Annotated in this window: 20 protein-coding genes; 11 read left to right on the top strand and 9 right to left on the bottom strand. The window is 64.4% G+C overall.

Features of this window, described 5'->3' with window-relative positions; genetic code table 11:
- Positions 1–119: 119 nt before the first annotated feature.
- Both ACFTWF_RS11385 and ACFTWF_RS11390 read right to left on the bottom strand, forming a co-directional pair.
- Positions 120–1,241: an NDMA-dependent alcohol dehydrogenase gene (locus tag ACFTWF_RS11385; protein ID WP_378461303.1), complete on the bottom strand. Its 1,122-nt coding sequence runs from the start codon at positions 1,239–1,241 to the stop codon at positions 120–122.
- 54 nt (positions 1,242–1,295) lie between these two features.
- Positions 1,296–1,496, bottom strand: coding sequence for a hypothetical protein (locus ACFTWF_RS11390; RefSeq protein WP_378461304.1), 201 nt, complete (start codon positions 1,494–1,496; stop codon positions 1,296–1,298).
- 146 nt (positions 1,497–1,642) lie between these two features.
- On the opposite strand from ACFTWF_RS11390, the gene ACFTWF_RS11395 reads away from it, so the two are divergent.
- The 6 genes from ACFTWF_RS11395 (at position 1,643) to ACFTWF_RS11420 (ending at position 7,439) form a co-directional block, all read left to right on the top strand.
- A complete protein-coding gene (locus ACFTWF_RS11395) occupies positions 1,643–2,797 on the top strand; it encodes a CaiB/BaiF CoA transferase family protein (RefSeq protein WP_378461305.1) in 1,155 nt (384 codons plus the stop codon).
- A gap of 150 nt (positions 2,798–2,947) precedes the next feature.
- Entirely contained in the window at positions 2,948–4,102 is a 1,155-nt protein-coding gene (locus ACFTWF_RS11400; RefSeq protein WP_378461306.1) for an acyl-CoA dehydrogenase family protein, read from the top strand.
- A 40-nt stretch (positions 4,103–4,142) separates the two neighbouring features.
- A complete protein-coding gene (locus ACFTWF_RS11405) occupies positions 4,143–4,661 on the top strand; it encodes a MaoC/PaaZ C-terminal domain-containing protein (protein ID WP_378461307.1) in 519 nt (172 codons plus the stop codon).
- Positions 4,662–4,844: 183 nt separating this feature from the next.
- Positions 4,845–5,024, top strand: coding sequence for an OB-fold domain-containing protein (locus ACFTWF_RS11410; RefSeq protein ID WP_378461308.1), 180 nt, complete (start codon positions 4,845–4,847; stop codon positions 5,022–5,024).
- A 24-nt stretch (positions 5,025–5,048) separates the two neighbouring features.
- Positions 5,049–6,272, top strand: a complete 1,224-nt coding sequence (locus ACFTWF_RS11415; RefSeq protein ID WP_378461309.1) for a CaiB/BaiF CoA transferase family protein — start codon at positions 5,049–5,051, stop codon at positions 6,270–6,272.
- Positions 6,273–6,290: 18 nt separating this feature from the next.
- The gene (locus ACFTWF_RS11420; RefSeq protein WP_378461310.1) at positions 6,291–7,439 is read left to right on the top strand and encodes a CaiB/BaiF CoA transferase family protein; all 1,149 of its coding nucleotides are present in this window, start codon (positions 6,291–6,293) and stop codon (positions 7,437–7,439) included.
- A 1-nt stretch (position 7,440) separates the two neighbouring features.
- Here the strand turns inward: ACFTWF_RS11420 and ACFTWF_RS11425 are convergent, their stop codons facing one another.
- Positions 7,441–7,857: a VOC family protein gene (locus tag ACFTWF_RS11425; protein ID WP_378461311.1), complete on the bottom strand. Its 417-nt coding sequence runs from the start codon at positions 7,855–7,857 to the stop codon at positions 7,441–7,443.
- 201 nt (positions 7,858–8,058) lie between these two features.
- On the opposite strand from ACFTWF_RS11425, the gene ACFTWF_RS11430 reads away from it, so the two are divergent.
- The 3 genes from ACFTWF_RS11430 (at position 8,059) to ACFTWF_RS11440 (ending at position 12,169) form a co-directional block, all read left to right on the top strand.
- Positions 8,059–8,355, top strand: coding sequence for a WhiB family transcriptional regulator (locus ACFTWF_RS11430; RefSeq protein ID WP_378461312.1), 297 nt, complete (start codon positions 8,059–8,061; stop codon positions 8,353–8,355).
- Between the two features lie 330 nt (positions 8,356–8,685).
- Positions 8,686–10,113, top strand: a complete 1,428-nt coding sequence (locus tag ACFTWF_RS11435) for an aldehyde dehydrogenase (protein ID WP_378461313.1) — start codon at positions 8,686–8,688, stop codon at positions 10,111–10,113.
- A 40-nt stretch (positions 10,114–10,153) separates the two neighbouring features.
- Complete coding sequence (locus tag ACFTWF_RS11440) at positions 10,154–12,169, top strand: FUSC family protein (protein WP_378461314.1); 2,016 nt, start codon at positions 10,154–10,156, stop codon at positions 12,167–12,169.
- A gap of 169 nt (positions 12,170–12,338) precedes the next feature.
- Here ACFTWF_RS11440 and ACFTWF_RS11445 read toward each other — a convergent pair whose 3' ends face one another.
- From ACFTWF_RS11445 to ACFTWF_RS11455, 3 genes are all read right to left on the bottom strand, one after another.
- Positions 12,339–12,554, bottom strand: coding sequence for a hypothetical protein (locus ACFTWF_RS11445; protein ID WP_378461315.1), 216 nt, complete (start codon positions 12,552–12,554; stop codon positions 12,339–12,341).
- 373 nt (positions 12,555–12,927) lie between these two features.
- The gene (locus tag ACFTWF_RS11450; RefSeq protein ID WP_378461316.1) at positions 12,928–13,860 is read right to left on the bottom strand and encodes an alpha/beta hydrolase; all 933 of its coding nucleotides are present in this window, start codon (positions 13,858–13,860) and stop codon (positions 12,928–12,930) included.
- A gap of 80 nt (positions 13,861–13,940) precedes the next feature.
- On the bottom strand, positions 13,941–14,570 hold the full coding sequence (locus ACFTWF_RS11455) for an SDR family oxidoreductase (RefSeq protein ID WP_378461317.1): 630 nt from the start codon (positions 14,568–14,570) through the stop codon (positions 13,941–13,943).
- A gap of 224 nt (positions 14,571–14,794) precedes the next feature.
- Here ACFTWF_RS11455 and ACFTWF_RS11460 point away from each other — a divergent pair, with 224 nt between their 5' ends.
- Both ACFTWF_RS11460 and ACFTWF_RS11465 read left to right on the top strand, forming a co-directional pair.
- Positions 14,795–15,640 (top strand): helix-turn-helix domain-containing protein, encoded by an 846-nt coding sequence (locus ACFTWF_RS11460; RefSeq protein WP_378461318.1) that lies wholly within the window; start codon positions 14,795–14,797, stop codon positions 15,638–15,640.
- Between the two features lie 114 nt (positions 15,641–15,754).
- Positions 15,755–15,952 carry a hypothetical protein gene (locus ACFTWF_RS11465; RefSeq protein ID WP_378461319.1) on the top strand — a complete coding sequence of 66 codons (198 nt, stop codon included), beginning with the start codon at positions 15,755–15,757 and terminating at the stop codon, positions 15,950–15,952.
- 46 nt (positions 15,953–15,998) lie between these two features.
- On the opposite strand, the gene ACFTWF_RS11470 is transcribed toward ACFTWF_RS11465, so the two are convergent.
- The 3 genes from ACFTWF_RS11470 to ACFTWF_RS11480 are packed head-to-tail and all read right to left on the bottom strand — an operon-like array spanning position 15,999 to position 19,221.
- Positions 15,999–16,796 (bottom strand): SDR family NAD(P)-dependent oxidoreductase, encoded by a 798-nt coding sequence (locus ACFTWF_RS11470; protein WP_378461320.1) that lies wholly within the window; start codon positions 16,794–16,796, stop codon positions 15,999–16,001.
- An 11-nt stretch (positions 16,797–16,807) separates the two neighbouring features.
- Positions 16,808–18,040 (bottom strand): CaiB/BaiF CoA transferase family protein, encoded by a 1,233-nt coding sequence (locus ACFTWF_RS11475; protein WP_378461321.1) that lies wholly within the window; start codon positions 18,038–18,040, stop codon positions 16,808–16,810.
- Complete coding sequence (locus tag ACFTWF_RS11480; RefSeq protein ID WP_378461322.1) at positions 18,037–19,221, bottom strand: lipid-transfer protein; 1,185 nt, start codon at positions 19,219–19,221, stop codon at positions 18,037–18,039. Before ACFTWF_RS11480 ends, ACFTWF_RS11475 begins: the two co-directional genes overlap by 4 nt.
- Between the last annotated feature and the right edge of the window lie 31 nt (positions 19,222–19,252).

Raw genomic sequence — 19,252 nt, forward strand, 5'->3', positions numbered from 1 at the left:
AGGCCGCCCCGCGGGGCCCGGGGCGGGGGGCCGCGGGGGGGGGTTTCACAATACAGTCACCCACCCCCCGGGGTTGGGGGGGGCCCGGGGGGCGGGGGCCCCCCCCCTACCCGCCGGTTTCAGGAATCGAAGACCACGACTCCACGCAGATTGCGCCCGGCCTTCATGTCGTCGAAGCCGACGTTGATGTCGTCGAAGGAGTAGCGGGTGGTCACGAGCTCGTCGAGCCGAAGCTGCCCGCGCTGATACATCTGCAACTGTGCCGGGATGTCCGCGGTGGGGCAGCTGGCCCCGAACAGGGAGCCCTGCAGCCGCTTCTGGTACAGGACGAGCTCGTGCAGGTTGATGTCACCGTCTTTCACCGCGACGTCACCGAGCCCGACCGCCACACACGTACCAGCCTTGCGGACGGACTGCAGACCCTGTCCCACATGATGTCCGCTGGTGACGCCGACGGTGACAATGGTGGCGTCGGCGCCCTGACCGTTGGTCATCGACCGGGCGACCTCCGTGGCCTCCTCGATGTCGGCGACGGCATGGGTGGCCCCGAGTTTCAACGCCGATTCGCGTTTGAACTCGACCGGGTCGACGGCGATGACGGCGCCCGCGCCGGCGTGTGCGGCACCCTGGACGGCATTGATCCCGATCCCGCCGATGCCCATCACGATGACGACGTGTCCCGGCCTGATCTGTGCGGAGTTGACCGCCGCACCCCAGCCGGTCCCCACGCTGCACCCGGTCAGGCACGCGACGTCCAGCGGGATCGAGGGGTCGATCTTGATCGCCGATGCCGTCGAGACGGTCACGTATTCGCAGAATGTTCCCAGACCGGCGAGCTGTCCGACCGGTGCACCGTCGAGGGAGAGTCTGAACGAGCCCGGATCGTCGAAGCGGGCACCGGTGGCGAGGAAGCGGCCGAGATCGCACAGGTTCTGATGACCGGTGGCGCACCATCGGCAGCGACCGCACACCGGGAGGAAGGAGAAGACCACATGGTCGCCCTCGACGAAGCCTGTGGTGCCCGGTCCCACTGCCTCGACGATCCCCGAGCCTTCGTGGCCACCCGCTATCGGGAGGATCCCCGGTTGCTGGTCACCGGTCGCGAAGTGGTCGTCGGAGTGGCAGAGGCCGGTGGCGGCCATTTTGACCCGGATCTCCCCAGGCCGGGGATCATCTACCGCGAGCTCTACCACCTCGTAGGTGCCCGGCGACTGCCGCAGGACAGCGCCCCTGGTCAGCATGAGCGCACCGCCCGCGCGCTGGAATCGGACACCGCCCTGCCCGCACTGACGCGATCATTCGGTGTTCTCATAGTGCATCCACTCCTCTTGGTGACGATCCTGCTGGTGAGCGCCGGTGATCACCGGCGTACGTTCGATGACCTCAACCGGCAGAATGCGCACGGTGTCGACGATTGCCGACACGGCGCCGTTGTCTTCGTGCGCGGACAGCCGCCGCAGCACGGGTAGAAATACTGTCTCCGTGAATGCTGTCACTGTTCAGTCGAATTCGTCAATGGCGGCATAGAATTGGTGAAATGGATCGACGGAATTCGATCCGTTCGAATCGACACTTCACGTTTCTTCAATTGGAACCGACACAGGTGAGCAATAGACTCGAGGTGGTCGATTGGAGCCGAAATATGAAGAAATCCCGTGGCCCGCTCGAGGGCGTCAAGATCGTGGAACTGGGCGGCGTCGGGCCCGTTCCGTTCTCGTGCATGCTCCTGTCCGACCTGGGGGCGGACATCATCCGGATCGACCGGCCGCCGGGCTACGACGGCGGCGCGCCGGTGGATCCGCGATTCAATCTTCTCAATCGCGGACGCCGCAGTGCGGCAATGGATCTGAAGCACGAGGCGGCCGCTGCTGCGATCCTCGACCTCGTACGTCGGGCCGATGTGCTGGTGGAGGGTTTCCGTCCCGGCGTGGCGGAGAAGCTGGGAATCGGCCCGGGCGACTGTCTCGCCGCGAATCCGGCACTGGTGTACGGGCGGATGACGGGTTGGGGGCAATACGGCCCGCTGGCACAGGCAGCAGGTCACGACGCCAATTACATCTCCGTGACCGGCGTGCTTCACGCGATCGGGGCCAAGGATGGACCACCGACGCTACCGCTCAACCTTGCAGGCGACTTCGGCGGCGGTTCACTGTATCTGGCGCTGGGAGTAGTTGCGGCCCTTCTCGAGAGCCGACTGTCCGGCCGTGGCCAGGTGGTCGATGCAGCGATGGTGGACGGGTCGGCGTCGTTGATGACCCTGTTCTACGGCCTTCACGCCGCCGGATACTGGCGCGACGAACGCGGAGCCAATCGGCTTGATTCGGGCGCGCCCTGGTACCACGTGTACGAAACCTCGGACGGACGCTGGCTCAGTGTCGCCTGTAACGAAACCCGATTCTGGCGCAACACCCTTCGCCTTCTGGGACTGAATGAATCCGACATGCCCGATCAGCACGACCGGGCCCGCTGGCCGGAGATACAGGAACGGTTCGCCGCAGTGTTCCGGACCCGCACCCGCGACGAATGGTGCGCCCTTGCCGAAGGGGAGGACGCGTGCTGGGCGCCAGTGTTGTCGTTGATCGAGGCACCGCAGTACAAGCATCTCGTTGCGCGCGGCACGTTCACAGAGGTCGACAGCGTAGTGCAACCGGCGCCTGCGCCGCGGTTCAGCCGCACTCCGGGCGCGATCCAGTGCCCGCCCGCCGCGCCCGGACAGCACACCGACGACGTTCTAGGCGACTGGGGTTTCACCACCGAACAACTCGCCGCGCTCCGCGCAGCGGGCGCAATCACCTGACCCACGGCTGCGCCTCACAACAGGATTCACATTCGTCGAATCATTGATTCGAAAAGAATCACTAGGTTCGACAGCCGTGCAGTTCTAGCATTTATTCAAGCGGTGCAACCGAAATACGGGCACCATTCCTTCCGATCTGGAGAGAAGAATATGAACTCGAACTTCCTCAACGAATCCCAGACCGCTTGGCTCGACGTCGTGAACGATTTCATGGACAACGAAATCACCGTCGAGTACGTCCGGCATTGCGACGAAAATCGCCTGTACCCGTACGAGGCGTACGAGAAGATCGCCAAGCAGGGCTGGCTCGGCATCCTGTTCCCCGAGGAGGAGGGCGGCGCCGGCGGCGACATCTTCGACTACTCGCTGATGGCTGAGGGCCTCGGCAAGTTCGGTTTCGACTTCGCGTGTTCGGTCCTCGTCCCGACGTTCACGGCGATGAACATCATCAAGTACGGAACCGAGGAGCAGAAGAAGCAGTACGTCAAGCCGTTCATCGACGGGCAGATCCGTTTCTCGGTGTCGATCTCCGAGCCCGACGCCGGTTCGGACGCCGCCAACACCAAGACCCGCGCCCGCCGCGACGAGAACGGTGACTGGATCGTCAGCGGACAGAAGCTGTGGTGCAGTGGCGCCGCCGCCAAGGACACCGTCATCGCAATGCTGGTGCGCACCGACACCAGCAACAAGCACGCCGGCCTGTCGGTGCTGCTGATCCCGAACGACACCCCGGGCCTGGACATCCGCAAGCTGCCGACCCTGTCGCGGCACGCGACCGGCACCACCGAGATCTTCCTGGACGAGGTCCGGGTTCCCGGCGACGCGTTGCTCGGTGCCGAGGGCGAAGGCTGGAAGGTCATCACCGAACACCTCGAACTGGAGCGGTGCGCGGTCGCCGCGGCCTACATGGGCAACGCGCAGGAAGCCGTCAACAATGCCAACCGCTATGCACACCAGCGCATCCAGTTCGGCAAGCCGATCTACGAGTTCCAGGTGCTCAAGCACATGCTGGCGGAGAACCAGACCCGCGTCGACGCCGCGCGTCTGCTCTGCTATCGCGCCGCGCAGCTGAAGGCCGAGGATCGTCCCGCCGCCCGTGAGACCTCGATGGCCAAGCTGTACGCGTCGGAGACTCTCAAGCAGTGCGCGCTCGACGGCATGCAGATTCTCGGCGGCTACGCCAACCTCCCCGAGGCCGACATGGAGCGCTACCTGCGCGAGAGCATCCAGTGCACGATCGGCGGCGGCACGTCGCAGATCCAGCGCACGATCATCGCCAAGTCGATGCGCCTGACCAACGCCTGAGTCTCTCCCCGATCACCTTTCACGTCCCAAGGAAGCAGCGATGACAACGACGAATCCCGTAACCATCAACAACCGCATCGACATGCCGCTCGACGAGATCGAGGTCGGCACGGTGTTTCGCAGCGGTGGTCGCACCATCACCGAGACCGACGTGGTCAACTACTGCGCGCTGACGGGCAACTGGATCGAGATCCACTCGAACGTCCACTACGCGGCCCAGACCCGTTTCGGTGAGCGCCTGGTACAGGGGTCGCTGACCTACTCCATCATGACCGGCCTGATCGCCTTCGGTCCGCCCATCCAGGCGAACTACGGGATCAACAACCTTCGGTATCTCACGCCGGTGCACATCAACGACACCATCTACGTCACCGCCGAGGTCCTCGCCAAGAAGGACAAGGACGACAAATACGGCGTCATCACCCTGCTGATGAAGGCGCTCAACCAGAACGGCGACGTGTGCCAGAAGAGCGAATGGAGCCTGTTGATGCTGCGCAAGCGCGAGGATCTCGAGGCCCTGGTCGGCGCGTCGCTGCCTACCGAGCGCGCTAAGAGCTAAGTATGTCGTCTCGCGGACGTCGCCGTCGCGAACCAGCGCTGGGGCGCATCATCCCCCGCGCGGCGAAGGCGATGTTCGGCGAGATCGACCGCCAGAAGGTGCTGTCGTCGCCGTAGGTCGCGGCATAGTCGTGGACACAATCGACCGGGAGCGGGACGATCTACTCGTACAGCACGGTCATGCGTGGACCGACGCCCCGTCTGGACCACGATCGTGCCGTACACGGTCGGCTTCGTGCAGTTGGTCGACGGCTACACCTTGTTCGCACAGATCGACGGCGAACCCGACGCCGTCGCGATCGGAAGACCGATCACGACGCGTTTCGTACAACGTGGGGAGCAGAACTCCCCGAATTCACCATGACGGACCACCAGTAGGAGCAGTGACATGACCGGACCATTGGACGGTGTGCGCATCCTGGACCTGACATCGAACTTCATGGGCCCGTACGCGTCGCTCCTGCTCGCCGACATGGGCGCAGACGTCTGGAAGATCGAGTCACGGGCCGGCGATACGACTCGCGGTGTCGGCCCGTCCCGCAACCGCGGGATGAGCGCGATCTTCCTGCACCTCAACCGCAACAAGCGCAGCCTCGTCCTCGATCTCAAGTCCGCCGGCGGCGGCGCCGCACTCGAGCGGATGATCGGTTCCGCCGACGTGCTGCTGTACAGCTTGCGGCCACAAGCGATGGCCAGGCTTGGGTTGAGCTACGAGGACGCCCGCGCGATCAATCCGCGGATCATCTACTGCGGCTGTTTCGGATTCGGACAGAACGGCCCCTACGCCGACCGGCCGGCATACGACGACCTGATCCAGGCAGCGGTCGGTATGCCAGTACTCCAGGCCCGTAAGGCAGGTCCGCCGACCTATGTGGCCACCGCCATCGCAGACCGCGTCGTCGGCATGGCTGCGAGCACGGCCGTGTCGATGGCACTGTTCCGGCGCGAGAAGACAGGTGTCGGTCAAGAAGTCCAGGTACCGATGTTCGAGACGTTCGCACATTTCGTCATGGGCGACCACCTGTACGGGCACACGTTCGATCCGCCGATCGGCGATTGGGGGTACGGCCGGATGATGAACCCGGACCGCCGACCGTATCGGACGCTCGACGGCGGCTACCTCGGGGTGAACGTCTACGTCGACAAGCATTGGCAGCGCTTCTTCGAAATCTCCGGTCACCCGGAGATGGTCGAGGACCCGCGTTTCGCCGACATCAACGGACGGACCCAGAACATCGGCATCCTGTACGAGTTCCTGGGGCAGGTGTTCGAAACTAAGACGACCGCGGAATGGATGAAGCTCCTGACCGAAGCGGATATTCCGGTCATCGAGATGAACACCCCGGAATCGTTGCTGCACGATCCACACATGAGGGAGGTCGGCTTCTTCGTCGACCAGGACCACCCCTCGGAAGGCCCGCTGAAGACGATGGCGATTCCGCAACAGTGGAGCGAGAGTCAGCCGGACCTGCGGTACCCGGCGCCGCGCCTCGGCGAACACTCAGTGCAGTTACTCACCGAAGCTGGTTTCGATCGCGGTGAAATAGACGAGTTGCTGAATTCCGGCGCCACGTACACACCCGAAGTGCGCGCCGCACATTCGGCCGGCTGACCACCAAGGAGGAAGACGATGCAGCGTGATCTGCCGTTATCGGGAGTTGTCGTGGTCGAGCTGGGCGACAGCGCCTCGGCACCGTTCAGTGGGAAAATCCTCGCGGAACTCGGCGCCGAGGTGTGGAAGGTGGAGCGTCCGACGGGCGACTCCGCCCGCGGCTGGGGGCCGAGCACATGGAAGGGCAGCGGCGCCGCGTTCCATGCGCTCAATCGCGGTAAGCGTTGCATCAGCATCGACATCAAGGATCGAGATCAGCTGAAGACGCTGCACACACTGATCGCCGAACGTGCGGACGTCTTCATCCACAACCTCCGGCCGGGTTCCAGCGCGAAGTACGGGCTGGACGCCGACAGCCTCCGGGTGACCAAGCCGGAGTTGATCTATTGCGAGATCGGCGCGTTCGGACATGCGGGTCCGCTGAACACCCTCCCCGGATACGACCCGCTGATGCAGGCATTCTCCGGAATCATGAGCATCACGGGCGAAGAGGGACAGCCCCCCGTTCGGGCAGGGGTGTCCATCATCGACTTCGGGTCCGCGATGTGGGCGGTGATCGGCATCCTGTCGGCGCTGCACCGCCGTCAGGTGAAACACGCCGGTGCGACGGTCAACGCGTCGCTCCTCGAGACCGCCATGGCATGGATGTCGATCGGCGTGGCGAACTACAACGCCGACGGCGAACCCGGCGGTCGCCACGGGTCGGGTGTCGCTTTCATCGTCCCGCACCGCGCCTACTCGACCAGCGACGGCGATCTCATCGTGAGTTGCGCCAACGACCCGCTGTTTGCTCGCCTCTGCGCCGCACTCGGACATCCGGAATGGTCGACCGACGACCGCTTCGCCACCAACGCTGGACGGTTGCAGAACCGGGCCGAGATCGACCGGCTGATCGGTGAGCAACTGGCAAAGGAAACACGTGCCCACTGGCAGGAACTGCTGCAGGATGCCGGCATCCCGGCGGCACCCATCCAGACCACCGCCGAAGTGGTCGCCCACGAGCACACCCATGCGCTCGGGATCATCGGCGCGCCGTCGGACGACGAGATCGGACTGGTCGGCCTGCCCCTGTCGTTCGACGGTCGGCGCCCGCCGCCCCTGCACGCAGCCCGCGACATCGGCGCGGACAACGACCACCTCCCCGAGGTGCTGAAGACCCGGTCTTGACCTATCTTCCGCCGACCTGACCCTCATCAGGTCTCGTCGTTTCGTAGTTCGACAGTTCGATCAGGTTTCCGTCCGGATCACGGATGTACACACTGGTCATCAGGCCCAGCGCGCCGTGTCGCAGGACGGGGCCAACTTCGACCCGTACATCCCTGTCGGCGAGCTGACCGAGCACCTCGTCGATGGGCTCGTCGACGATCAGGCAGACGTCCGCACTTCCGGGTTGCGGGTGCCGCGCATTCGGCTGCACCTCGCATTTCTGCTGATGCAGATTGATCTTGCTGCGACCGAAGAGCAGCGCCCGGCGATCCTCGCCGTGGCGATGTTCGGACATACCGAGCACTGTCGAGTAGAACTCGACGGTCGTAGGAATATCGGCAACTGTCAGGACGAAATGGTCGATGTGCGCAACACGCATCAGCCTCTCTCCGCTCTCGCTCGTAGGTCAGAGCTCCGTTCACCACGAGATCGTGGTGATTGTCGCCGCCATCAAGAACATTTCTGAATTACGAAAATATTCAGACGAAAGTCATGATTCGTGAAAATGAAATCGTGGAAAAGGGCATGGATCCGGGCGAGATTCGGCCTCGCCCACCAAGCCGAGAAAGCACTCTAACCCATGACTGTCACAACACAGATCGACCGGGAGGACTGGCGACTCTACGCGCGTTGCCGTGGGATGGACATCGCGGTCTTCTATTCGAACAGCGATGACGCTCGCCCCTCGCGACGCGGGCAAGAAGAGGTCGCCAAGACGATCTGCCGGCAATGCCCTGTAATCGCTGAATGCCGTGAGAGCGCAATCCGCTTCGGGGAACAGCACGGCATTTGGGGCGGCCTCAATCCGAAAGAGCTGCGGGCCGCCCGTAAGTGGAGTCGATGGGATCGGCACTCTACCCGCTGTGGGCGCGAATGACTGCGGCAATCGGTGCCGTCGTCAGTTCCCCACACATGCATGGTGGTGCTGACAGCACCTCCCACAGGAACTTCGAGGTATTTAAAATCAGGAGGGAAGCTACGGGAGCGATTACGAAATGTGGCGACCTGACCGAGTGGCCGGACGACGCAGCGAAGACTTGCTGCTTCACCGCTTCAACGGACGCGCACCCATTTCGGACTCACTCGGCCCCGCAGGCTCGGCGAACGCCGCGCCCCGAACCCGGAACCCGGAACCCGGAACCCGTACCGATCCTTACGCCGGGACATCTATCGCTTCTCACCGCCATGAGACCAGGAGGGACAAATCATGATCAGCAACGAATCCCACTACATCGGCGGACGATACCGAACCGCGCACTCCACTTCGATGATCTCGGTCGTCAATCCCGCGACGGAGGAGACCTTCGCGTCCATCGTCGACGGTGACGCCACCGACATCGCCACGGCCGTGCAGGTCGCCGAGGAGGCAGGGGCCACGTGGGCTGCGACAGCACCGTCCGAGCGAGCCGCTTCCCTGCGCCGCCTGGCCGACACCTACGAAGAGCGTATCGACGAGATCGCCGCGCTGGTGACACAGCAGAACGGCACCCCGATCAGCGTGTCCCGGGCGATGCAGCAGCAAGTTCCGCTGTACTACCGGTATTTCGCATCGCTCGCCGACACTCTCGTCGAAGAGGAGCCACTGGAAACGTCCATCGGTGACGCGCTGTTGCAGCGGCGGCCGGTCGGCGTGGTGGGGGCGATCACCCCCTGGAACGGCCCCCAACCCCTGCTTGCGTGGAAGATCGGACCGGCACTCGCGGCAGGATGCACCGCCGTGATCAAGCCGGCACCAGAAACTTCGCTCGATGCTTTTCTCTTCGCGGAAATCGCCACCGAAGCGGGAATCCCCGCCGGCGTCGTCAACGTCGTCACTGGAGGCCGCGAGACCGGCACCGCGCTCGTCGAGCATCCACTCGTCCGCAAGATTGCGTTCACCGGGTCCACGGTCGCCGGCAAGGCCATCGCCGAGACCTGCGGCAGGGACCTCAAACGGGTGACACTCGAACTGGGCGGCAAGTCCGCCGCCATCCTGCTCGACGACGTCGACCTCGACGCCTTCAAGCCATTCGTGGCAACCGCGTGCTCACCGAACACCGGCCAGATTTGCCGGTCCCTGACCCGGGTGCTCGCACCCCGGTCCCGGTACGAAGAAGTAGTCGACGCTGTCAGCGCCGCGATGAGCGAGATCCCGATCGGCGATCCCACCGATCCCGCGAACCTGTTCGGCCCCCTGGTGTCCGAACGGCAGCGGGATCGCGTCGAGTCGTACCTGGAGCTGGGACAACGCGAGGGGGCGAAGGTCGTCGTCGGCGGGGGCCGCTCCACGGCGAACGACCGGGGTTTCTACATCGAACCGACCGTCTTCCGTGACGTCACCAACGACATGCGCATCGCCCGCGAAGAGATCTTCGGCCCGGTCCTCGTCGTCATCGCCTACGAGAACGAGGACGAGGCCATCGCCATCGCCAACGACTCCGAGTACGGCCTCGGCGGCGGGGTCTTCTCCCCGGACCGCGAGCACGCCACCGCCGTCGCCCGACGCATCGTGACCGGCACGATCGGAGTGAACAGCGCGTCGTTCCCCACGGAAGCACCATTCGGCGGCGTCAAGAACAGCGGCATGGGCAGAGAACTCGGGCCCAGCAGCCTGGAGCCGTATCTGGAGCTCAAGACGATCTTCCGGAGCGTCTGACCGTCCAGACACCGAAGGGAGCACAGTGCGGAAACGTCCCGTGACAGGCGCGGCCCGGGCGGAACGCTCGGCGGAACCGCGGCGGGTAATGCACCGCGCGGCACTCGGCCGCGCTGCGCTGCGGGGGCTGAAGCCCGGACCGCCCCTCGCGGATCCCGCCCGTCTGCTTCGCGTGGCAGTCGGCATGATCGTCGCGGCGATCGGCGGCTACTTCCTGCACGACTTCGAAGAGCAGGTCCTGATCTGCGTCGGTGCGTTCGTCGCGGGCATCGGATCGTTGATGCCGCACAACCGCTCACGTCTGGGAGCAGCCGTCCTCACTGGAGCAGCCGAGATCTTCGCCGCGGCCGCCGGGATTCTCTTACACGGGCTGTGGTGGCTCATCCTCCCCCTGCTCTTCGTCGGCTTGTTCACGGCCGGAATCCTGCGCGCAGTGGCGATGAGCATCAGCATGCGGTTTCTCGTCGTCACGATCATCTTCGTCGCTTTCGCCGAGATCACCCCGTCCCTGCCGGTCGGTGTCCGTGAGATCGCACTGTTCGCCGCCGGCGTCACGATCATGCTCATGGCGCAACTGCTCCCACCGTACGAACCCCGCCATGCAGAACAACGCCGCGCCGTCGCATCGCTCTACGGCGCGTTGGCCTCCGGGGGGCCCTATGGTCCGGCGCTACTGGCTGCCGACCGAAGCCTTGCCCTGCTTCGCGGGCGCCGCCACCGCGAGATCGACCACCTCACCGAACTCGTCGAGCGTGGGGAGGAAATAGCCCAGTTGCTCGAGGCTGAGAACAATCGGGGCGACGATGTGGCCGCCCCCTGGCGAGCAGCTGTGTCCGAGCATCTGCACACGATCGGAGACGCCATCCGGCGCCGCCGACCCGAACCTCTCCCCTCGGATCTGGCGGTGACGGCCGGGCAGGACCGATTGCAGCGCAGGCTGATCGACGCGATCAGGTCGGCGGTACGGACCACCGCCTACGCCCCTGCCCCCGTTCCGTCGGACGAGCGTCGACCACCGAACTCACTGGAACTCGTCCGTGACGAATTGCATCCGGCATCACCGATCGTCCATCACGCGTTGCGGCTCGCGGTCACCGGTGTCATCGGCCAAGTGATCGGCGTCGCGATCGGTGCCTGGGTCGGTACGCAGGTGCTTCTCCACGGACACGGCTTCTGGGTTGTCGTTGCGGTGGTCCTGATCCTGTTCCCCGACTACGGAGAGACCTTTGCGCGCGGCATCGGCCGTACCGTCGGTACGCTCGCCGGCGCCGCCGTCGGCCTTGCGTTGTCGTTCCTCCCCCCGGATCCGATACTGCACACCGTCACGCTCATCACGCTGTTCCTCGGCTATCTCGCATTCCGCAGCTGCGGCCAGCCCTGGACCATGCTGTGGGTCGTGGCCTGGATTTCGGCATTGACGGTCGGTCCACTCGGGGCGGTGACCCGCAGCGTCGAAACAGTCATCGGCTGCGCTCTGGCATTCGCCGCGTACATGCTCGCGCCCACCTACCAGCGCAAGCGGCTCAGCGAGTTGCTCGCGGTATGGGCGCGAGCCGAAGCGGATCGCCTCGACGCGCTCGATCGGCTATTGGCCCAGCCGCAGGAGAACCACCGGCTCGAGGTCGCCAGGGCGACCGTGCGCAGTAGGTTGGCTCGACTCGAGATCGTCGAGGCCGCGGACCAGGCCCAATTCGAGCCCGACGACAAGGCCGGACGCTGGACGAACGAAGACATTGCGCGGGCCGCCCAGGCTGTCGTCGAGATCGGGCGGCAGGTTTCGGTCCTGGTCGCTCTCGCGCCCGGCTCGGACCGGGGCAGCGGCCCTCAGCTGCGGCAAGAGACGGCATTGCTCGCGTACAAGCTCCGAGACCTGGCGGCCCCCATCGAGCTACACGAAACCGTGGCGCCCTCAGATCCGGCTCGCCCGGTTCCGAACCGGCGGCAGGACCACCCCGCGCTCGACCCGGATCTGCAGATCGCCATCGACAAGGCCACCGACTCGATGTCTGTGCTGGGCGCGACCCTGGCGAAACAGCTCAGCTGCCTCGGCGTGTGAGGCAGTCCGGTTATCGTCCGATTCGACGGTGCGGCGTGTCGAGTGACGCACCACGCCGAGCCTGGTGTGACTCGCGGCGACCCTGCAGCGTCTAAGCTGAGACCTTTGTCCTCGGCGGGCAGTGTCTTCGCCCAGCTGGCGAGAACGAGCAGGCCCTCGTAGTGGAGGTTCAGGTCGCCGACGATCCGGCTGCGGAGTCGTGGCGGACTTGTGCCACGAGCGTCGGCACGGTGACGTCCTTGGCGTAGCCGAGCGGAGACAACTCGTCGAGATCGAAGCTGGTCAGCTTCTTGATCTCCTGTGCGACCATCTCGACCCCACCGGGGATGCCGCTGGTCGCCACTTCGATCATGGGCCGCAACGACACCGGCTGGACCGCCACCATAGCCGTAATCCCTCGAACTCCTCGGGGTGCTTCGATATGGCCACGATCGTGGAGTCCGCGCCCAGGCAGCGGCTGAGCAGCCCGAGGTACGAATTGTCGATGCCGCAGGCGAGTGCGCCCGTAGCGCAGGGAACCGATGACGTCACGGTATTCGAGGAGGCCGATCCCGACGATTCCGCCGTCCGAAATGACCCGTGATCGGCCCGCCCCGTGAAGGGACGGAGCGTCCGACTCAGAAGGGGTCTTCGGTGTTCCCGAGGTCCTGGGGGGATCCAGTCGCGGGGAAGTGCGCGTCCAGGTCACGTGACGCTGTTCGGGAAGGAGACTGGGTGGGTTACCGTCTCGGGCATCGGTAACCCACCCCGGGTCAATTTCAGAGGTGCTTCGTGTAGAAGGGAATCAGCTTGTCGAGGGCGATCTTGACGGGTTCGGGCTTGTCGTAGAGGTCGTAGTGCGAGAATCCTTCGGCCACAACGAGTTCCTTGTCCTTCGAGGCTGCGCGTCGAATGATTTCCAGGCCGTCGCGGTACGCCCCGAACGCGCCGGGTTTGTCACCGACCACAATGCACATCGGCTGGGTCAGGAGCACTTCGGCGCGGTTGAAGGCATCCCAGCCGACTGCCGTGGCCTGGTGGGAGAACAGCGATCGATTGAGACCGTGCGGTTTCTGTCCGCGGTCGGTGCGGTAGTACTCGGTCGCCTCGTACACATCGATCTCGGTCAGACCCTTCTCCTTGGCGACCTCCGGAGAAGGCGGCAGCAAGTCGTCCACCCGCAACTCCGCGCCGCGCGCTTCGGCAGTGCGCTGCGCAGCCATTGCCTCGAGTGCCCCGATGGGGTCGTAGCCGGTGAACGACTCGTGCATCAGCCGACCGTAGTTCGCGCCCGTGACCGTACCCAGGGCCTTGATTCGGCGCTCAGTCATCGTGGCGTTGACTGCGTAGCCGCCCGCGCCACAGATTCCTAGAACGCCGATTCGATCGTCGTCCACGTAGGGCAGCGTGACCAGGTAGTCGATGACGTAGCTGAAGTCCTGGACCCGGAACGTGGGGTCCTCGATGAAGCGCGGCTCGCCGCCGCTGGCGCCCTGGAAACTCGCGTCGAACGCGAGGACCACGAACCCCTCCGCGGCAAGGGCGCTGCCGTAGACGCTGCCCGACGTCTGCTCCTTGCAGCTCCCGATGGGATGGGCGCTGATGACGACCGGGTATTTGTTGGACTTGTCGAACCCCGGAGGGAAGTAGATGTCCGCTGCGATATCCCAGTACAGCGCCTTGATGCTCACGGTCTCGATGTTATCGGTCATTGTGGGGTGCCTTTCTTGTGTGCGTGTGTTCTGTTCGGTGACGTAACTGCTCACCGGGGGAACGGGTTTGGAGCGGGCATTCACATGAATGCGGGCCGGTCCCCGTCTGTCCCCGGTTTGTCGACACCGAGGTTCGTCCGGCTCCATTTACCGGGGGAGCTGATGATGTCGGCTATCAGTGCGGCAACGCTCCTGCGGGAGACCTCTGTGCCCTTGAACGGTTCATCCCGTTGCGTGACCTCGTAGGAGATCTCGTCGTTGTCGGTGAGCCAGGCAGGCCGCAGGATCGTGTAGTCGAGTGTGGACGCCTCGATCGTGTCGGCGGCCGCGCGATAGGTGTCCAGGACGCTGCCGATCTGGCGTCGATTCCATTGCCCGAACGGGCCGGGTACTTCGTCATAGATGCCGAGAGCGGTCACGAAGATCAGGCGTTGCACCCGCTGGCTCTGCATCGCCGCGACGATGCGCTCGGCTTGGGTGTCGATCTCACCTGCGAGATTTGCGTAAACGATGTCCTGACCGCGCACGGCCCCGGCCACTGCCTTCTCGTCGCGTGCATCGCCCTCGACGATCCGTGCGGTGTCCGGCGCACCAGCGAGTCGACTCGCGTCGCGCACGAACAGGGTCAGGTGCAGTCCCTTCTCGGCGAGCATTTCGACCGCCCATCGTGCGATTCGTCCGTTGGCGCCGATCATCAGCACCTTCGTCATTACGATGTTCCTCCTGGTCGCGTGTGTTCTGCCGCCGCACCGAACGAACCCCGTCACCTGTTGCGGGCGAGCAACTCCCGAACTGTGCCGGTCGCATCGGGTGGGTTCCTGCGCCACCGATATTGCCTCACTCCATGGGACGGCACAGCGGCCAATTTTGTCCAGGGACAAATTGTCCCCCTATCCGTGGTCCAGGTTTGTTTGCCATCATTCGTTAGGTGAACGTGCACAACGAGCAGGTCGAGCGCCGCACGGAGATCGGTGACTTCCTCAAGACGAAGCGTCTGGCCCTGCAACCAGAGGACGTCGGTCTGTCCCGGGACTCCAGTCGGCGCCGTCGAGCGCCGGGCCTCCGACGGGAGGAAGTCGCGGCATTGGCGGCGATCAGCACCGACTACTACGCCCGCATCGAGCAGGGGCGCCGTGGGGCGCCGTGGCCGACCCTGGAAACCATCGCCAGCGCGTTACGTCTGGACCGGGCAGGCCGTGACTATCTCCTCGAATTGTCGATGCGCCCTGCGGCACAGCCGCGTCAGCGCAAAGCGCAGCGCGCATCCCCACATCTCCTGCGACTACTCAACGATCTCGCGACGACGCCGGCACTGCTTCTCGGCCGGAGGATGGACGTGCTCGGATGGAACGCGATGGCGGCCGCGTTGATGGTTACCGATTTCGATCAGTTGCCTGCGCGCCAACGTAATTACGTAAGAATGGTCTTCACCGATTCCGCGGTTCGGCGGCTCTATCCGGACTGGGAAGAGACTGGTCGGCTCTGCGTCGCGCTGCTCCACATGGAAGTCGCGCGTGATCCACACGACCCGCGACTCACGGAACTTGTCGGGGAGTCGTCCATTCAGGACGTCGACTTCAGGCGCTGGTGGAGCGACCATCAGGTCGCGATACGCAACCGCGGTGTCAAACGGTTCGACCACCCGGAGGTCGGTGAGATCACCCTCGACTGGGACACGCTGGCATGTGTGGGCGACCCCGACCAGCAACTCATCACCTGGAGTGCAAAGGCCGGGACGATTTCGCACGACCGACTCATGGCACTTTGCCCAAAGCATTGACGAGCACGCTCTGCCGGTTCACTTCGACATCTGGGGAGCGTTGCTGGTCGGAACAGAGTTGGCGTGTCTGCTCGCCACGGTCGGCGAGGGCGGGCGGTGGGGGTGGACGTGCCCGTGGACCGTCGGATTCTCCGTCGCGCCACTATTCTTCCGGCGGCGTGGGCACTCCTCGAACTACGGACTGACCATCCATTGATCAAACTGCGCGCACTACGCGACACGGATGCGCTGCTCGCCAACGGCACCGCTGTCGGCCTCGGCGCCGCCATCACCCTCGACCGCTGGCGTGCGCGACGGTGTCCGTCGCGCTAGTCACCACGGTTCGACCCACCAGCATCAGAAGGCCTACGGATGCCGATCAGTGAAGGGTGAGCCCTCCTGTGGGGCTGAGTACCGCGCCCGTCAAATACATCGATTCGTCGGACGCAAGAAAACTCACCACGTCACCGATATCCGGAGGTGAAGCGATACCAAACGGCGCCTTCTCGACTATCTTTTCGTACTGCCGACGGTGCGCCACGGAGACGGCGTCATCGTGATCGAACGCAGCCTGCCACGACGGCGTGTCCCGGACGACGGTCACGCACACGCAGTTGACTCGGATTCTGTCTCTGGAGAGTTCCTTCGACAACAGCTTGCTCACCTGAATCAACCCAGCCGAGAATGCTGCGATGCCCGTCTGCCCCGGCGTCGGTGCACGTCCGCCCTCAGAGGTAACGAATACCACAGACCCACCGTTCTCCCGCAGGTACGGCACCGACGCCTGCACCACCGCCAGCTTTCCGAGCAAAGCTTGACCTGCGAAATTCGTGACCCGTTCCAGATCGATGCCTGCGAACGGCCCTCGGACCTTCGGATCACGCGCCTGCTCGTCGAACCCCCCGGCATTGGGCACGACGATGTCGATACGACCAAACCGCTCGACGACGGATTGGGCCAACGTCCGCATGTCGCCAGGTGACCCGACATCCCCGGATTGGAAGTGCGCACTGCCGCCTGCCGCACGGATCTCGTCGACCACGTACGCAGCTCGCTCCTCGCTGCGCCCGTTGACAATCACAGTCGCTCCGCGGGCGCCCAATCCAGCGGCAATACCGCGCCCGATCCCTCCGGACCCGCCGGTGACGATCGCGACTTTCCCGTTGAGGTCCGACACCGCTCGCCGACTCATCGGGCACCCACCACATCGCGCTGTCCGACCTCGCCGGTCACCGCACCAGATGCGAGGAGCGTGTCGATTTCACCTTCACTCACTCCGGCCTCACGCAAGAGTTGAACCGAGTGCTCTCCGAGCCGTGGCGCCGGATGTCGGACCGTCGGAGCACAGGAGCTCCATGCCTGGGGGATGCCGAGCGAATTGATCCTGCCCTCGGACGGATGTTCTTCGACAAACGAGAAGCCCGTCTGCCGCAGGTGAGGATCATCGAGTGCTCCTGCGGGAGTGTTCGTCTCGATCGCCGGGACATCCGCAGCCGCCAGATCGGCAAGCCATTCGTCCGCCGGACGTGTTGAAAAGATATCCGACAGAAGGCGCAGCAACTCCGGCATGTTCTCGCCGCGGGCGTGCACGTCCACGAATTTCGGATGATGGGCCAAGTCCGGACGACCCGCGACCTGAAAGAAGCTCCGCCAGTGCTTGTCGATGTAAATGCTGACAGCGACGTACCGCCCGTCCTTCGTCCGGTACGGACGACGGTCCGGATTCATCGTCCGCGCGTAGCCCCAGTCGCCAATCGGTGGATCGAAAGAGTGCCCCCACAGGTGGTCCCCGAGAACCAACTGGGCGAACGTCTCGAACATCGGAACCTGGACTTCCTGCCCAACGCCCGTCACGTTGCGGTGGTAGAGCGCAGCACAGACAGCCATCGCGGTAGATATGCCGACCACCCGGTCTGCGATCGGGGTGGCGACGAACTCCGGGCTACCAACCTTCCGGTTCTGCAATGCAGCCATTCCCGACGCCGCCTGAATCAGGTCGTCATACGCAGGGCGGTCCGCATACGGTCCACTCTGTCCGAATCCGACGGCGCCGGCGTAGACGATCCGTGGATTGATCTCGCGCACGTCGTCGTAGGAGAATCCGAGCGAACGCATCGCTTTCGGACGCATGCTGTACAAGAACACGTCAGCGCCGGCGATCATCCGGCGAAGCACCGACGCGCCACCTTCCGATTTCAAATCGAGCACGATCGACCGCTTGTTGCGATTCAAATGCAGGAAGTTTGAACTCATCCCCACATTCCGCGCCGGGCCAACCCGGCGGATCGTGTCCCCACCGCCGGATTCGATCTTCCATACGTCGGCGCCCATGTCCGCCAGGTGCAGAGAAGCGAACGGCCCCATCACGTTCGACGTGAGATCGAGGACCCTGACGCCTTCGAGCGGACCGGAGGCGGTCATGACACGCTCCGATACATCGTGACGACGCACGCGCCGCCCAGCCCGATATTGTGCTGTAGGCCGATCCGTGCATTTTCGACCTGTCGCTTTCCTGCCGTTCCGCGCAGGTGCCAGACGAGCTCGGCGCACTGCGCAAGACCGGTCGCACCCAGCGGATGGCCCTTGGACATCAACCCACCGGATGGGTTCACCACATACTTTCCTCCGTAAGTGTTGTCCCCGTTCAGAATGAGCTTCTCCGCAGTACCTTCGGCGCACAGGCCCAGGCCTTCGTAGCTGATGACCTCGTTCGGCGTGAAGCAATCGTGCAACTCGACGACGTCGACGTCCTCAGGGCCGACGCCGGCCGACTCGTACACTTCTGCCGCCGCACGGCGCGTCATGTCGGCGCCGACCAGATTGATGAGGTCAACCGAACTGGCCTCGGTGTCGGTGGTCATCGACTGCCCGATTATCTCGACGGCGCCCGTAAGTCCGTGTCGTTGAGCGAAGGCCTTGCTGACCACGATCGCGGCTGCCGCTCCGCAAGTGGGTGGGCATGCCATGAAGCGGGTCAGATACGGGAACAGGGTCGGCGCTTCCCTCACCTGATCGACGGTCAGTGGCTTGGTGAACAGCGCGTATGGGTTGTTACTCGCGTGGGTACGCGACTTGACCGCAACTCGCGCAAAGATGTCCGGATTCGCACCGTACCGCTCGATGTACTCCCACCCGGCCGCGCCGAACGCCTGGATCGCACGTGGAGCATCGGTCGGCAGCTCTGGATGCAGCTCCACCCGACGCTCGTGAATCCAGCCCACCGGAGACGTCCGATCGGGAAAGGCGCTGCCGAGGGCGCCCGGTGTCATCTCCTCGAATCCGAACGCCAGCGCGCAGTCCACGATCCCGCTCTCGACTGCCTGGCGGGCGAGCATGAGCGCGGACGAACCGGACGCGCAGTAGTTGTTCAAGTTGTACACGGGGATGCCGGACATCCCGACCGAGTACACCGCGCGCTGACCACACGTGCTGTCGCCGTATACATAGCCGGCGAACGCCTGCTGTACCAGGGAGTAGTCAATTCCCGCGTCTGCGAGGGCTCCGCGGATCGCCTCCGCAGCCATCACCTCGTAGGGGTCGTTTGCGCCGGGCTTGGCGAATTTCACCATGTTGACGCCGACAACTTGCGCTTTGTCACTCATCTCGGGATCTCCGAACTCTTGTCGATTGTGC

The organism is Rhodococcus sp. NPDC056960, assembly GCF_042674125.1.
Taxonomy (GTDB): Bacteria; Actinomycetota; Actinomycetes; order Mycobacteriales; family Mycobacteriaceae; genus Rhodococcus_F.

Bases quoted from the DNA above. Each gene is read 5' to 3' on its own strand.
- ACFTWF_RS11395 (WP_378461305.1), top strand. From the start codon at position 1,643: ATGAAGAAATCCCGTGGCCCGCTCGAGGGCGTCAAGATCGTGGAACTG.
- ACFTWF_RS11420 (WP_378461310.1), top strand. From the start codon at position 6,291: ATGCAGCGTGATCTGCCGTTATCGGGAGTTGTCGTGGTCGAGCTGGGC.
- ACFTWF_RS11450 (WP_378461316.1), bottom strand. From the start codon at position 13,860: ATGACCGATAACATCGAGACCGTGAGCATCAAGGCGCTGTACTGGGAT.
- ACFTWF_RS11400 (WP_378461306.1), top strand. From the start codon at position 2,948: ATGAACTCGAACTTCCTCAACGAATCCCAGACCGCTTGGCTCGACGTC.
- ACFTWF_RS11455 (WP_378461317.1), bottom strand. From the start codon at position 14,570: ATGACGAAGGTGCTGATGATCGGCGCCAACGGACGAATCGCACGATGG.
- ACFTWF_RS11480 (WP_378461322.1), bottom strand. From the start codon at position 19,221: ATGAGTGACAAAGCGCAAGTTGTCGGCGTCAACATGGTGAAATTCGCC.
- ACFTWF_RS11405 (WP_378461307.1), top strand. From the start codon at position 4,143: ATGACAACGACGAATCCCGTAACCATCAACAACCGCATCGACATGCCG.
- ACFTWF_RS11385 (WP_378461303.1), bottom strand. From the start codon at position 1,241: ATGCTGACCAGGGGCGCTGTCCTGCGGCAGTCGCCGGGCACCTACGAG.
- ACFTWF_RS11430 (WP_378461312.1), top strand. From the start codon at position 8,059: ATGACTGTCACAACACAGATCGACCGGGAGGACTGGCGACTCTACGCG.
- ACFTWF_RS11425 (WP_378461311.1), bottom strand. From the start codon at position 7,857: ATGCGTGTTGCGCACATCGACCATTTCGTCCTGACAGTTGCCGATATT.
- ACFTWF_RS11435 (WP_378461313.1), top strand. From the start codon at position 8,686: ATGATCAGCAACGAATCCCACTACATCGGCGGACGATACCGAACCGCG.
- ACFTWF_RS11415 (WP_378461309.1), top strand. From the start codon at position 5,049: ATGACCGGACCATTGGACGGTGTGCGCATCCTGGACCTGACATCGAAC.
- ACFTWF_RS11445 (WP_378461315.1), bottom strand. From the start codon at position 12,554: ATGGTGGCGGTCCAGCCGGTGTCGTTGCGGCCCATGATCGAAGTGGCG.
- ACFTWF_RS11475 (WP_378461321.1), bottom strand. From the start codon at position 18,040: ATGACCGCCTCCGGTCCGCTCGAAGGCGTCAGGGTCCTCGATCTCACG.